This window comes from Streptomyces aureus (genome assembly GCF_000725495.1).
Classification (GTDB): domain Bacteria; phylum Actinomycetota; class Actinomycetes; order Streptomycetales; family Streptomycetaceae; genus Streptomyces; species Streptomyces aureus_B.
In genome coordinates this window covers 25,186-38,228 of the sequence record NZ_JNZD01000044.1, presented here as the reverse complement: position 1 = coordinate 38,228, position 13,043 = coordinate 25,186, and the positions used below count along the sequence as shown (strand labels likewise).

The following is a 13,043-nucleotide window of genomic DNA, read 5'->3' as shown; positions in this document are numbered from 1 at the left end:
GGGTGTGGCGGGGGCCCGGTGGGGTCCGGTCCGGGGGCGGGGCGACCGGTCCCCGAGACGCCCGGCGCACCGGTTCGCCCGGGCGGCCCCCGTCAAGTTAGGTTGCACCCATGACCGACACGACTGCTTCTCGTACCACCGGCGCCGTCGCCGCGGGCCTGGCCACCCTCACCGCCGACGGAACTGTTCTCGACACCTGGTTCCCGGCCCCCGAACTGTCCTCCGCCACGGCCGAGGGCCCCGGCCCGGCCGGGACCGAGCGACTGTCCGCCGAGCGCGCCGTGGAACTGCTCGGCGAGGGAGCCGCGCAGGCCATCGGCCCGGACGCCCGCCGGGGCGTCGAGGTGGTCGCGGTCCGTACGGTCATCGCGTCGCTGGACGACAAGCCGCTCGACGCGCACGACGCCTACCTTCGCCTGCACCTCCTCTCGCACCGTCTGGTCAAGCCGCACGGCCAGAACCTGGACGGTCTGTTCGGGCTGCTCGCCAACGTCGCCTGGACCTCGCTCGGCCCGGTCGCCGTGGACGACGTCGAGAAGGTCCGGCTGAACGCGCGTGCCGCCGGCCTGCACCTCCAGGTGAACTCGATCGACAAGTTCCCGCGCATGACGGACTACGTCGCTCCCAAGGGCGTCCGCATCGCCGACGCCGACCGGGTCCGCCTCGGCGCGCACCTCGCCGAGGGTACGACCGTCATGCACGAGGGCTTCGTGAACTTCAACGCGGGCACGCTCGGCACCTCGATGGTCGAGGGCCGCATCTCCGCCGGTGTCGTGGTCGGCGACGGTTCGGACATCGGCGGCGGCGCGTCCACGATGGGCACGCTCTCGGGCGGCGGCAACGTCCGCATCACCATCGGCGAGCGCTGCCTCGTCGGCGCCGAGGCGGGCGTCGGTATCGCCCTGGGCGACGAGTGCGTGGTCGAGGCCGGGCTGTACGTCACCGCGGGCACCCGCGTGACGATGCCCGACGGCGAGATCGTCAAGGCCCGCGACCTGTCCGGCGCCTCGAACATCCTCTTCCGCCGCAACTCGGTCACGGGAACCGTCGAGGCCCGCCCGAACAACGCGGTCTGGGGCGGCCTGAACGAAATCCTGCACAGCCACAACTGACCCCCGGTGGCCGTGACCCGCGGCCGCCCCATCGATCAACGCTGCGACCTGCTGCCGATCTGCCGGCACCTGTCGCCGTCGGTCACCATCGAGCGCCCTTCCACGGCCCCAGAACGGCCCGGGAGGGCGCTCGTGCGTTGAGGGAGACAGCCGCCGTCCGGCGTCGTTGATGTCAGCCGTGGATGTCAGAAGCGCTCTGGGGCGGCTGCACTTCGTTGCTCTGCAGCGGCGAGGCACCGTCACTCCTCCTGAGCCCGGACCGTTGTCAGTGCCACTTGCTAGTTTGCCTGGTGGAGCGAGACCGGTCAGAGAACCTTCGAGGTCCGCGGTCAAGGGGGGTGGGCATAAGGGTCCCCGGGAGCCACCTCGGGACTATGTTGCAGGCCGTAGATCCCCACCCCCCTCATCCTCCACAAGGTCGGTCACTGGCCGGCGGGTTCCCCGATGGGGATCAACGACGAGGGCCACGCCTGTTGTCGCCTCCCAGGCGTCCACATGCACGTCCGACCGATCATCGTCTCCGTGCCGGTGAAGATCGCGAGCCGGCCCGTTCCGTTGAAGTAGCGCATGCCGCCATCGTCCCTGGCGGCGGCTGGCTCGACCCCCTGTTTTCTGTTGGAGACATCAGCTTGGGAAGCTGAGGGCATCTAGGGCTTGCTCCGAGGCTGACCTGCTGCTGAGCGGTAGCGGTATTGGCGCCTGGGGCAAGACCGGCTTGGTTCCCCGGTGTTCCCCGTGGTTCCCCGCACGATCTGGCACGGGTCTGGCACGACCTCTTCGTCCCGAACTATCGGCGAGTAGGTCATTGATGGTCGGCGGGCTGCTCAATCGGCCGTAGACCGCTTTTGAGGCACAACCTCGATCGCTGAGGTTTCTGCACTTATGTGCTGTACAGCTTCGCCTTCTGACAGGCATCGGCAACGTTGTAGTGGGTGATCAAGGTTTAGAGGTGGGTGTCGCCCACGACCTGCTCGTGCTGGGTGAGGATGGGTCCGAAGGACCGGAGTAGTGCGAGTGCAGTAGGGCGGATTGCCAGCAGCTGCACGACGACGGAACCGCGCTGGTCTTGGAGTCTTGTGGAAGATTCCCGAGACCAGATGTGGAGACCTTCTGTCATGGCGTCCTTTCTCTACCGGCTGGGCCTGACGGCCTTCCGGAAGCGCCGCTGGGTCCTGTTGCTGTGGGTGGCCGTCGTGGCCGCCGTCGGCTTCAAGGGCCTGACCGCCGCTTCCGGCTCCGACGACGCGTCGTCGATGCCGGGAATCGAATCCCAGAAGGCCTTCGACCTCATCGGCGAGCGCTTTCCCGGAACCGCGGCCGACGGGGCGAGCGAGCGCATCGTCTTCGTCGCGCCGGACGGACAGAAGGTCACGGCCGCCGGCAACCGCGAGGCCATCGAGAAGACGGTCGCCGAGGCCGCCCACGGCAGCGAGGTCGCGAGCGCGGTGAACCCGTTCCGGGCGAACTCGGTCAGCAAGGACGGCAGCACCGCCTACGCGACCGTCACTTATAAGGTGAAGGACCTCTCCGACGGCAGCAAGAAGGAGCTCCAGAAGGCCCTGGGCGAGGCGCGGCAGGCCGGCCTCACCGTCGAGACCGGCGGCAACGCCCTGGCCGCGCAGACGGAGGCCGGCGGCGTGGGCGAGGCGGCGGGTGTGCTGGTAGCCGCGCTCGTCCTGCTGGTGACTTTCGGATCCATGGCCGCGGCCGGGCTGCCCCTGCTGACCGCCATCATCGGCGTGGCCACCAGCATGTTCGCCATCCTGGCCCTGAGCAGCGCCTTCGGCCTGTCGTCCTCGACGGGAACCCTGGCCACCATGCTGGGCCTCGCGGTCGGGATCGACTACGCGATGTTCATCGTCTCCCGGTACAGGGAAGAGCGGGGCAAGGGACATGCTCCGCAGGAAGCGGCCGGCCGGGCCACCGGTACCGCCGGCTCCGCCGTCGTCTTCGCCGGGCTCACCGTCGTCGTCGCGCTCGCGGGACTCTCGGTCGTCGGCGTCCCGATGCTGACCAAGATGGGGCTGGCGGCCGCCGGTGCGGTTCTGCTGTCCGTGATCATCGCGCTGACGCTGGTTCCGGCGCTGCTCGGTTTCTGGCCGAACGCGGTCCTGTCCCGGCGTCTGCGCCGTCGGAACCGCAAGACCGGCGACGTCGACCAGACGCATCTCACGACCGCCACCGGCACAGCCGCACCCAAGGAGTCGAGGTGGGCCCGCTTCGTGCTGTGCCGCCCGCTGCCGGTCCTCCTGCTCTCCGTCATCGGTCTCGGAGTACTCGCCCTGCCGGCGGCCGATCTTCAGCTGGGTATGTCGGGCGACGAGGCCAAGTCCACCTCCACCACCGAACGACGTGCCTATGACGCCCTCGCGGACGGTTTCGGTCCCGGCTTCAACGGTCCGCTGACCATCGTGGTCGACGCTCAGGGCGCCCCAGACGCGGCGGGAGCGGTGGACACCATCGCGAAGAAGATCGCTTCGACGGATGGCGTCGTGTCCGTGTCCGAGCCGCGCTTCAACCAGGCCGGGGACACCGCGATCATCTCCGCCACGCCGTCCACCTCGCCCACCAGCGAGGAGACGAAGAATCTCGTCCACACCATCCGAGGCGAGCGCCCGGGGCTGGAAACGGCGACGGACGCGACGTTCCAGGTCACCGGGACGACGGCATCCAACATCGACGTCGCGCAGAAGATGCAGAACGCATTGATCCCCTACCTGGCCGTCGTGGTCGGGCTCGCCTTCCTGCTCCTGCTCGTCGTCTTCCGCTCCATCCTGGTGCCCATCAAGGCGGCCGTCGGGTTCCTCCTGTCCGTCCTGGCCTCGCTGGGCGCGGTCGTCGCGGTGTTTCAGTGGGGCTGGGCCGCGGACCTCCTCGGCGTCGAGCAGACCGGCCCGATCATGAGCATGATGCCGATCTTCCTTGTCGGCATCGTCTTCGGCCTGGCCATGGACTACCAGGTCTTCCTCGTGTCCCGCATGCGGGAGGCCTACGTCCACGGACAGACCCCGGGCCGCGCGATGGTCACCGGATTCGGCCACAGCTCCCGCGTCGTCGCCGCGGCGGCACTGATCATGATGAGCGTGTTCTCCGGCTTCATCACCGCCGGGGAATCGATGATCAAGATGATCGGCTTCGGTCTCGCCATCGCCGTCCTCTTCGACGCCTTCGTCGTCCGTATGGCCTTCGTGCCGGCCGTCCTGGCCCTCCTGGGCCACCGAGCCTGGTGGCTGCCTCGATGGCTCGACCGCATGCTCCCCCGCGTCGACATCGAAGGCGAGGCACTCACCAGGAGCGACACCCCCGCCGCACAGTCCGACGAGAAGCCACGGGAAACCGCCGGAATCTGAGCACACCCAGGTGAGGGCCGCCCGAGGACGTCGAGCGGCCCTCACCGTCTTTCACCGGTGAATGCTCCACCATTGATCCGACAGCCACCGCAACCGGAGACCGCGATGCCCAGCGCCGCCCGCCGTTTCGCTCTGAACCACCCGCACGTCGTGGATGCGGCGCTGCTGACCTTCGTGCTCGCCTGCGTGGTCTCGGCGAGCTTCCTCGGCACATGGGACGAGCGGGAACCGATCGCCTGGTGGCCGGGGCTGGTCCTGGGGGCCATCGCCACCGCCGCACTGCTGTGGCGGCGGACCCGTCCTCGTCCGGTCGTCGTCGTCACAGGGGTTTGCGCCATCGCCGCGGTGAGCGTCGGCTACCTCCCCACCATGCTGCTGCTCGCCCCCGTCATGGTGGCGCTTTTCTGGCTCGCGCTCCTCGACGAGCGCAGGACCGCTCACCTCTTCGGCCTCGGCGTGGTCGTGCTCATGGTCCCCATCGGGGTCCTGCAGGCACCCCGCTACGCCGGCCTCATCATCGTGACGCTGAACCCGGCTCTGGCACTACTCCTCCCCGTTGCCTGGGGCTCCGCCCTCCGGCTGCGCCGCGCGTTCACAGACTCCTTGCGGGCCCGCGCCGAGCACGCGGAACACACCCGCGAGGAGGAAGCGCTGCGTCGGGTCGCTGAGGAACGAGTACGCATCGCCCGCGAACTCCACGACGTCGTGGCCCACCACCTCACCCTCGCCAACGCCCAAGCAGCCACTGCCGCGCACCTCATCCGCAACGACCCCGAACAGGCGGAGCAACTGCTCACCGGCCTGAGCGGCACGACCGCCACCGCCCTACGTGAACTGAAGGCGACGGTGGGGCTACTGCGCCGCCCCGAGGAGTCCGACTCGCCCCTTCAGCCGGCCCCGAAACTCGAACAGCTCCCCACCATGGTGGCGGCCCTCGCGACCACGGGGCTCGATGTCACCATCACCACCGAAGGAGAGACCCGGCCGCTCTCCCCCGCCGTGGACCTGACCGCCTTCCGAATCATCCAAGAGGCACTAACCAACGTTTCCAAGCACGCTGGCACCCCCACCGCACAGGTGACCCTGACCTATACGGACGACGTGCTGAAGATCGAGATCAGCAACGGGCAAGGACGCGCGGCCACAACAGCCCCGACGTCCGTGAACTCCGGGTTCGGACTCATCAGCATGCGTGAACGTGCCCTTTCCACCGGAGGCCGGTTCTCCGCGGGCCCCCGCCCCGACGGCGGCTACACAGCCCTTGCCGAACTCCCTCTCCACTTCTGATCCGGGAACCCCATGACCATCCGAGTGCTCCTCGCCGACGATCACGCCCTCCTCAGGGACACCTTCCGCATCCTGATCAACTCCGCCGACGACCTTGAAGTCGTCGGGGAGGCGTCCGACGGCGCGGAGGCCGTCACCCTCGCCGGAACACTCCACCCCGACCTCGTGGTCATGGACATCCGGATGCCCGGCACCGACGGCCTGGCCGCCACGACCGCCATCTGCGCCGACCCCGCGCTCTCGGACGTCCGCATTCTCATCCTCACCACCTTCGAGACTGACGAGTATGTCGCCCGCGCGCTGCGCGCCGGAGCGAGCGGGTTCCTTGGCAAAGACGTCACGGCGGACGCCCTCCTCGACGCGATCCGCACCGTCGCGGACGGCGACGCCCTGCTCTCCCCAGCCGCCACCAAGATGCTCGTCAGCCGCTTCCTGGTCACACCCGAGCCGGCCGCTGACACGGGGTTGCCGGAGCAGCTCAGCTCCCTCACCGCACGCGAACGAGAAGTGATGATCATGGCCGCGCGCGGCATGTCCAACACGGACATCGCCGACGAGCTCCACCTCAGCCCATTGACAATCCGCACCCACATCCAACGCGCCATGACCAAACTCCACGCCCGCGACCGAGCCCAACTCGTCGTCGCCGCCTACCAGTCGGGGCTTGTGCAATCCGGGCCACCCGCGGCCCCCTGACCCTCGCCCGAAAAGTGCAGGAAGCGACTGCTGTGACAGTGGTGGGGGGATACCCACCATCCAGAGTCTTGGCAACCTGGCCATCGGCTTCCGGGATGGCGCCGACTTGCGCATAGACCTGGACTGCGTCGGCCCTGGCCGCTACGGACACCGCTGCCTTGTAGGGGCGGACGTGGTCTTTTGCAGCTCCGCAGGTCACTCCGGCTGTAGCGGTCGTCCGGATAGACAGCGCATCTCGACTGTGGTGAACCGTCATCGACCGTGGTTGACCGCACGATGGGGCACGGCTGTGGCAAGGGGACCTCTTCGTCCCGAAGCAAGTTGGGCGGGGGTGCTGTCTTGGGCTGGTGTGCCCCTTGCCTGTGCTGATGCTCCGCAGGCGTTCACGCTCGTCCGCCGTTGTTCGTCGGCGTCGTCACACAGATAGATGCTCGCCCCTCTGGTCCAGGGCGAGGGTGCCTTGTGGCGGGGCCCGAACGAGGCCCGTCTCGTGGCCGTCAGCGGGCCTGCCTGCCTCACGTGCACGACGCGCGCGTGGCGGCTGGTCGTGATGCACTGGATTTATGGGAGGTGCGTCATGTCAGGTCGCGCTGGCAAGACCCGCAACATCTTTCTCGTTTGGCTGATCTGGCCGCTGATTACGCTGGGCATCTACCATCTAGTCTGGTATTACAAAGTGAATCGCGAAGCTCGGGATTTTGATCAGCGGATCGAGGTCAATCCGGTGGTGGCCCTTTTGGCTATCACTGTCGGCTGGCTGGTGATTATTCCCCCCTTCGTATCGGTCTACAACACCGGTCTGCGCATTGCCCGTATGCAGCAGTCGGCCGGGATGCAGCGGAGCTGCAATCCCTGGATCGGACTCATCCTTTTCATCGTGGCCGGCCTGTACCCGCTCTACTACCAGCACGAGTTGAACCAGATCTGGGCTCACTACCAGATACCGGAAGAGGGCGAGCAGGTTCCTCTTGCGGCCTGACGTGTGCCGCGCCACGACTCCGGAGGTCCCACTCTCCTCTCGGAGAAGGAGCAGGTCGGAGAATCAACCAGGCCAGTTCAAAAATCGCTCGTCCGCAGGTAGTCCATGAGCCTTGGCTTGCCCTGTAAAGCGGGTGGGAAGGATGCCGCACCGGGCAGTGGGCGCCTGCATCCGGTTCCGTTGATGTCGCCTGTGGATGTCAGGGTCCACAGCCGCGCGAATGTCCGAGCCGAGGCTCTACCTTCACCTTGTCACGCAGCTGCGCCGGCATCTGGAGTCGTATGCCGTGGAGGGGCCGGACGGCCTGATCTACGTCGGAGAGAAGGGAGCTCCCTTCCGGTGCAGCACCTTCGGCGCGAAGTGGAGAAGGGCACGTGCACTGGTCGGCATGCCCGAGGGCTTCCGGCTCTACGATCTCCGCCACACCGGTCACACCCTGTCCACGCGCTCCGGTGCGACGCTCAAGGACACGATGGTGCGGGCCGGCCAGTCCTCGGAGAGGGCGGCGCTGATCTATCAGCACTACGACGACGATCGACATCAGGAAGTTGCTGCCGGGCTCGACGCGACTGTCCGCCGCGCGCGCCAGGAAGCGCAGGAAGCTGCTGCGGTGTCAGAAGAGGACACCGATGATCCGGACGAACAACGTTCTGGCACGGATCTGGCGCGACCGCTTCGTCCGAGAGCTCCGCGGTCGGGTGCCGCCGGAAGCTGAAGTCACCTGGGAACGCCCGGTGTTCGCGCTGTTGGAGCCCTCTATGCTGCCGATGATCACGTGCCGCTACGTCTGAGGAGGCTTTCATGGGGGATGCAGAAACGGGCGACGGGAGCGTCGTTTCGGACGAGATGAACGAAACTTCGGATCAGGAGGGTATGGGTGACGCGGATCGGGAGGACTCCACAGGACGACGGAGACTGCCCGGCGCGGCGGTCGTGGTCGCCGGCCTCGCCTTCCTCGGCGTGATGGCAGGAGGCCTGTTCTGGCTGTTCCATGACGAGTTGTCCCACCCGTTCGGGGACACCCGGGCCTGTGAGGGCAGTGACTCCGCGCTGACGGGGAAGATCTCGCCCGGAGGCGTGCCGATCCCCGCCGATGCCACCGACGTCCACTACATCACGCAGGACGGCTTCGCTGAGGTCTCCTTCCTGAGCGGCCAGATGTCGGACTATCTGCACCGCGCAGGACTCGTCCCAGAAGGAGAGCCTCTGTTCGACGAGAACTACGGCAGCGCATACGCGTGGGGCGAGGGCGGTGACGAGATGCCCGATGGACTGTGTGGGCCGACTCTCAGGGGACCTGTCTGGAGCTATCACGGCACGGGTTCCGGCACCGGTGTCAGCATCCTGATCGAACGCATCCCCGCCGGAACCACCCTCCGCGCCCCGGCCCGTGTCATCGCCTCCTTCGACTTCGGCGAGTGACAGGTCGGCGGCCGAGGCGGACGATCCCGTCGCCCACGGACGCGCACGCTTTCCCTGGACCCGGGGGCGGATCCAGCCCCACGGCAAGGCGGACTTCAGCGCCCAGCAGTCGATCCTGTATCGGCGGCGGGGATCTTCGAGACGGGGGTGCATTGGTGTGCCCCCTCGATGTGAACTATGGGCACGGTGGCGGGCACTTGAACTCGTGAGGAAGGCTATTGCCCAACGGCTGACAGGGTCTGGTGATCACGGACCGGTGGTGTCAGGCGCGGGGGCTCTTCAACAGAGCTGCACGTGGCGTCCGGGTGCCCCCGGCGTTCTGGCACACTGCCCGGGCATGAGTGAAGATCGTCCCGCGAGTATCCCTTCCGGTCTGGTCGTCGAGTTGTCGCGTGCCAAGGTCAAACCCGGTGCCGGAGCCGAGGCGGACCGGTGGATGCGTATGCTCAACGACCGGCTCGACGAATGCGTGGCCACCCTGGATCGCGAACGGATGGCGATCGAGATCGTGTTCCGGCTCCGGGAGAACGACGAGGACCATCTGTTCTGGGTCACCGTGCGAGGCGAGGACGGGGCGGACCCGGACCCCGGTCTTCCGATCGACCGCGATCACATCGAGCAGGCCAAGCGCACCAAGGAACCCGGCTGGGTGGAGGCCGAGCCCCAGGTGCTCATGCTTCCGGAACCCGTCCGAGAGGCGGTGCTGGGCTGGGCACTCCGGGAACGGTAGTTCTCACTGGCCAGTGGTGTCGGCGGCGAAGGTTCTCAGGGCTTCGAAGTCCGGCTCGCGCAGGCCCAGGCGGGGGTTCACGTGGTGCAGGAGGGCGGGCGCCGGGTGGTGGGTGGTGACGAACGCGTCGTCCGCGGGGCTCAGTTCGTCGTCCACCCAGGCGAACGGGCGGCCCGCGGCGTGGGTCACGATGCGTTCCGTCTTCCAGTGGACGCCGTCCGGACGCTCGTTGAACAGCGCGCCGGTGAAGTCGACCCAGGGGAGTTCGGGCAGGCCGATCACCGGAGCGATCCAGCGGTTGGCCGCGTCCATCCAACTGGTGGCCCAGCACAGCTCGTAGTCGAGGGCGAGGAGCGCGCGGCCGTGGTCGGGGTGGAGCCAGACCCGCAGCGGCCGGCCGGGCCGCAGGGCCACCCGGATGGTGGTGTACCCCTCGGGCCGCCGCTCGGGCTTGGCCGCGTACGGATTGAGCGGGCCGTCGACGTCGAGGTACAGCAGGGGGCGGCTCATCGGGTCACCGTAGAGGACGCCGGCGGCCGGGGCGGACGCAATTTCTTCGGCCGGGAGGCATAGCGGGGGGTGACCGCGCGCGTCACCAGGGGCACAGGGGTGGGTCACGAGGGGCCACCGGGGACGAGAAGGTGACGATGGATGCCGAAGCGGATGAGAGCTTCCGGGATTTCGTGGCGAACAGGTCGTCCGCGCTGCTGAAGACCGCGGTGCTCCTCAGCGGGGGAGACCGGCACGCCGCCGAGGACCTGCTGCAGAACGCGTTGATCAAGGTGGCGGGCCGCTGGAACCGGGTCGACGAACCCGAGGCGTACGTACGGCGGATCCTGTACCGGCAGCAGGTGAGCCGCTGGCGGCTGAAGTGGCCGCGGCGGGAGCTGAGCGTGGCCGAACCGCCCGAGACGTCCGGCCCGGCGCTGGGCACGGACGCCTCGGCGGCCGCCGAGCTCCGGGTCGTCATGCGGGGCGCGCTGGCCCGGCTCACCGCGCGCCAGCGCACCGTGCTCGTGCTGCGGTACTTCGAGGATCTGCCGGAGGCCGACGTGGCACGGCTGCTCGGCTGCTCCGTCGGAACCGTGCGGTCCACCACCCACCGGTCCCTGGCCCGGCTGCGCACCCTCGCGCCCGAACTGGCCGCCCTCGCCCCGGCCGCCGGCGAGCAGCTGTCGTCCCGTGACTACTCGCCCGTGGAGGTACGGCCGTGAACGTCGAGGAACTGGTGCGTGCGGCGCTGCACGAGCAGGCCGCCGAACAGCCGCCGTCCGGCCCCGGCCTCGCCGACCGGGTCCTGACCGTGCGCCGACGCCGCCGTACCCGGCGCATCGCGTCCGCCGCCGTCGCCGTGGCGGCGGTGCTGACCGCTGTGCTCGGAGTGCCGCGACTGGAGTCCGGCGGGCACGACGTACGGCCCTCCGGCGGGGTGGACCACGACCGGACCGTCAAGGCCGACCGGCCCGCCAAGACGCACTCCGCGCAGTCGCTGCCGCGCACGACGATCGCCGCGGGGAACACGGTGATGGCCGCGTACTTCACCGTGAAGACCGACTGGCAGACCGAACGCCAAGGGGTGCGGGTGCGCTCCTACTGGCTGCTGGACAAGAAGTCCGGCCGCTACGAGAAGACCACCAAGTGGTCCTGGGTCGCGGTGGCCCCGGGCCTGAAGACCGCCGCCGTGCTGGAGCAGCACCTGCCGGTGCGCCGGATCGGGCTGCTCGACCTCGCCAGCGGCAAGGTCGAGCGGTGGTTCCCGGTCGATCACCCGGTGGGCGGGCTGGCCTTCTCGCCCGACGGCACCAAACTCGTCGCGACGGCGTACGACAAGAACCCCGACCACCGGACCAAGGAGGTCGGGAACGACCCCGTCACGCCCTTCGACTCCCGCCGTACCAGCTTCTACGTCTTCGACGTGGCGTCGGGGCACGGCACCTGGGCCCCGGTGAAGGTGACGCCGGGCATGATGGGCATCCCGCTCAACGTCCGCCAGGACTTCGCCTTCTCCCGGGACGGGAAGACCGTCTGGGGCGGGCAGCTGAGCAAGCCGTACATGCGCTTCTACGACGCCTCAGGCCACCGGGTGGCGGCGCCCGAGGGGGAGAAGTACCGCGACTGGTTCGTCGACGCGGGCCTCTCGCCCGACGGAACCAGGCTCGCCGGGGACTTCGCGGGCGAGAAGTGGTACACCTCCTCGTGGCTCCTCGACCCGCACACCGGCAAGCACCTGGCCGAGATCCACGGCCAGCAACTGCTCGCCTGGGCGGACGACAAGTCGCTGATCGCCTGGGACCTGGCCAAGGGCGACAAGGACGAGTTCCACTCGAGACTGGTGCTGGTCACCATCGGCAGTGACAAAGAGGTGCCGCTCAGCGGCTTCCTCAAGGGCAGCGACGGCACCGAGGGGCGCTGGACGCCCGTCTTCGCCCGGCGCTGAGAACCCTCCCCGGGCTACACCCGGGCGAACTCCTCCGTGACCCGGGCCAGCGTCGCCCGCAGCCCGTCGGCCGCCTCCCGGCCGGCGGGCCGCAGCGGTGGCCTGACCGGTCCCGCCGGCAGCCCGAGCGCGGACAGCAGCGTCTTCGCGGTGACCGTGCCGGGCAGGTCCGACGCCATCATCAGCTCGATCAGTGGCACGGCCCGCCGCATCAGGCGGGCCGCCCCCGCCGGGTCGCCGGCGTCGAACGCGTCCAGCACGGCCCGCAGCAGACCGGGTACGACGTTCGCCACCGTGCTGACGTAACCGGCGGCCCCCACCGCGTACAGGGCGAGCACATGCTCGTCGCAGCCGGCGTAGTAGGCCAGATCGGTCCGCGCGAGCACCTTCTGGGTGCCGAGGAAGTCGTACGAGCAGTCCTTCACGGCCACGATCCGGGGGTGCGCGGCGAGCCGGATCATCGTCTCCGGCTCGATGCGGGTGCCCGTGCGGCCGGGGATGTCGTAGAGCATGACCGGCAGTTCGGACGCGTCCGCGACCTCGGTGAAGTGCGCCTCCAGCGCGTCCTGCGGGGGCTTCGAGTAGTACGGGGTGACGACCAGCACGCCGTCCGCGCCCGCCTCCCCGGCCGCCAGGGCGAGTTCGGCCGTGTGCCGGGTGTCGGCGGTACCGACGCCCGTGACCAGGCGGGCCCGGTCGCCGACCGCCTCGCGGACCGCCCGCACCAGCGCCGACTTCTCGGCGTCCGAGGTCGTCGGCGACTCTCCCGTGGTGCCGCTCAGCACCAGGCCGTCGCAGCCCTCGCGCACCAGGCGGTCGGCCAGGACCTGGGCGCCGTCCAGGTCCAGCGCGCCCGCCTCGGTGAACGGTGTGATCATCGCGCAGAGCGCACGGCCGAAGGGCGCCGGAGTCCGGTCGGAGTTCGTCATACGAGCAGTTTCGGCGCGATGACTGTACAGCTCCACTTAAATCTTCTACGGAGTATCGATAAGTGATGCTGATGCGTCCGGCGGCTCGCGCCCAGGGGCCC

The 13,043-nt window shown here is 68.8% G+C and carries 11 protein-coding genes and 1 pseudogene; 10 read left to right on the top strand and 2 right to left on the bottom strand.

What is annotated here, in order from left to right; genetic code table 11:
* Positions 1-110 precede the first annotated feature (110 nt).
* From dapD to IO36_RS34115, 8 genes and pseudogenes are all read left to right on the top strand, one after another.
* Positions 111-1,112, top strand: coding sequence for a 2,3,4,5-tetrahydropyridine-2,6-dicarboxylate N-succinyltransferase (dapD, locus tag IO36_RS34150; protein ID WP_037625795.1), 1,002 nt, complete (start codon positions 111-113; stop codon positions 1,110-1,112).
* A gap of 1,115 nt (positions 1,113-2,227) precedes the next feature.
* Positions 2,228-4,462 carry an MMPL family transporter gene (locus IO36_RS34145; protein WP_037625792.1) on the top strand — a complete coding sequence of 745 codons (2,235 nt, stop codon included), beginning with the start codon at positions 2,228-2,230 and terminating at the stop codon, positions 4,460-4,462.
* A gap of 105 nt (positions 4,463-4,567) precedes the next feature.
* Entirely contained in the window at positions 4,568-5,749 is a 1,182-nt protein-coding gene (locus tag IO36_RS34140) for a sensor histidine kinase (RefSeq protein WP_037625790.1), read from the top strand.
* A gap of 12 nt (positions 5,750-5,761) precedes the next feature.
* Entirely contained in the window at positions 5,762-6,445 is a 684-nt protein-coding gene (locus IO36_RS34135; protein WP_037625789.1) for a response regulator, read from the top strand.
* Between the two features lie 577 nt (positions 6,446-7,022).
* Positions 7,023-7,424: a DUF4234 domain-containing protein gene (locus tag IO36_RS34130; protein WP_209441309.1), complete on the top strand. Its 402-nt coding sequence runs from the start codon at positions 7,023-7,025 to the stop codon at positions 7,422-7,424.
* A gap of 247 nt (positions 7,425-7,671) precedes the next feature.
* A pseudogene (locus IO36_RS34125) lies at positions 7,672-8,139 on the top strand (hypothetical protein); the annotation flags it as partial.
* A gap of 158 nt (positions 8,140-8,297) precedes the next feature.
* On the top strand, positions 8,298-8,846 hold the full coding sequence (locus IO36_RS34120; protein ID WP_051901160.1) for a hypothetical protein: 549 nt from the start codon (positions 8,298-8,300) through the stop codon (positions 8,844-8,846).
* Positions 8,847-9,183: 337 nt separating this feature from the next.
* Positions 9,184-9,576, top strand: coding sequence for a DUF6176 family protein (locus tag IO36_RS34115; RefSeq protein ID WP_158997668.1), 393 nt, complete (start codon positions 9,184-9,186; stop codon positions 9,574-9,576).
* Between the two features lie 3 nt (positions 9,577-9,579).
* Here IO36_RS34115 and IO36_RS34110 read toward each other — a convergent pair whose 3' ends face one another.
* A complete protein-coding gene (locus IO36_RS34110; protein ID WP_037625782.1) occupies positions 9,580-10,086 on the bottom strand; it encodes a hypothetical protein in 507 nt (168 codons plus the stop codon).
* Between the two features lie 137 nt (positions 10,087-10,223).
* On the opposite strand from IO36_RS34110, the gene IO36_RS34105 reads away from it, so the two are divergent.
* Positions 10,224-10,790: a SigE family RNA polymerase sigma factor gene (locus IO36_RS34105; RefSeq protein WP_037625779.1), complete on the top strand. Its 567-nt coding sequence runs from the start codon at positions 10,224-10,226 to the stop codon at positions 10,788-10,790.
* Positions 10,787-12,013, top strand: coding sequence for a WD40 repeat domain-containing protein (locus tag IO36_RS34100; RefSeq protein ID WP_037625777.1), 1,227 nt, complete (start codon positions 10,787-10,789; stop codon positions 12,011-12,013). The genes IO36_RS34105 and IO36_RS34100 overlap by 4 nt, the downstream gene beginning before the upstream one ends.
* A gap of 14 nt (positions 12,014-12,027) precedes the next feature.
* Here IO36_RS34100 and dapA read toward each other — a convergent pair whose 3' ends face one another.
* On the bottom strand, positions 12,028-12,942 hold the full coding sequence (gene dapA, locus IO36_RS34095; RefSeq protein WP_037625775.1) for a 4-hydroxy-tetrahydrodipicolinate synthase: 915 nt from the start codon (positions 12,940-12,942) through the stop codon (positions 12,028-12,030).
* Positions 12,943-13,043: the final 101 nt, after the last annotated feature.

Bases quoted from the DNA above. Each gene is read 5' to 3' on its own strand.
- IO36_RS34120 (WP_051901160.1), top strand. From the start codon at position 8,298: ATGGGTGACGCGGATCGGGAGGACTCCACAGGACGACGGAGACTGCCC.
- dapD (WP_037625795.1), top strand. From the start codon at position 111: ATGACCGACACGACTGCTTCTCGTACCACCGGCGCCGTCGCCGCGGGC.
- IO36_RS34115 (WP_158997668.1), top strand. From the start codon at position 9,184: ATGAGTGAAGATCGTCCCGCGAGTATCCCTTCCGGTCTGGTCGTCGAG.
- IO36_RS34135 (WP_037625789.1), top strand. From the start codon at position 5,762: ATGACCATCCGAGTGCTCCTCGCCGACGATCACGCCCTCCTCAGGGAC.
- IO36_RS34105 (WP_037625779.1), top strand. From the start codon at position 10,224: ATGGATGCCGAAGCGGATGAGAGCTTCCGGGATTTCGTGGCGAACAGG.
- IO36_RS34140 (WP_037625790.1), top strand. From the start codon at position 4,568: ATGCCCAGCGCCGCCCGCCGTTTCGCTCTGAACCACCCGCACGTCGTG.
- IO36_RS34110 (WP_037625782.1), bottom strand. From the start codon at position 10,086: ATGAGCCGCCCCCTGCTGTACCTCGACGTCGACGGCCCGCTCAATCCG.
- dapA (WP_037625775.1), bottom strand. From the start codon at position 12,942: ATGACGAACTCCGACCGGACTCCGGCGCCCTTCGGCCGTGCGCTCTGC.
- IO36_RS34145 (WP_037625792.1), top strand. From the start codon at position 2,228: ATGGCGTCCTTTCTCTACCGGCTGGGCCTGACGGCCTTCCGGAAGCGC.
- IO36_RS34130 (WP_209441309.1), top strand. From the start codon at position 7,023: ATGTCAGGTCGCGCTGGCAAGACCCGCAACATCTTTCTCGTTTGGCTG.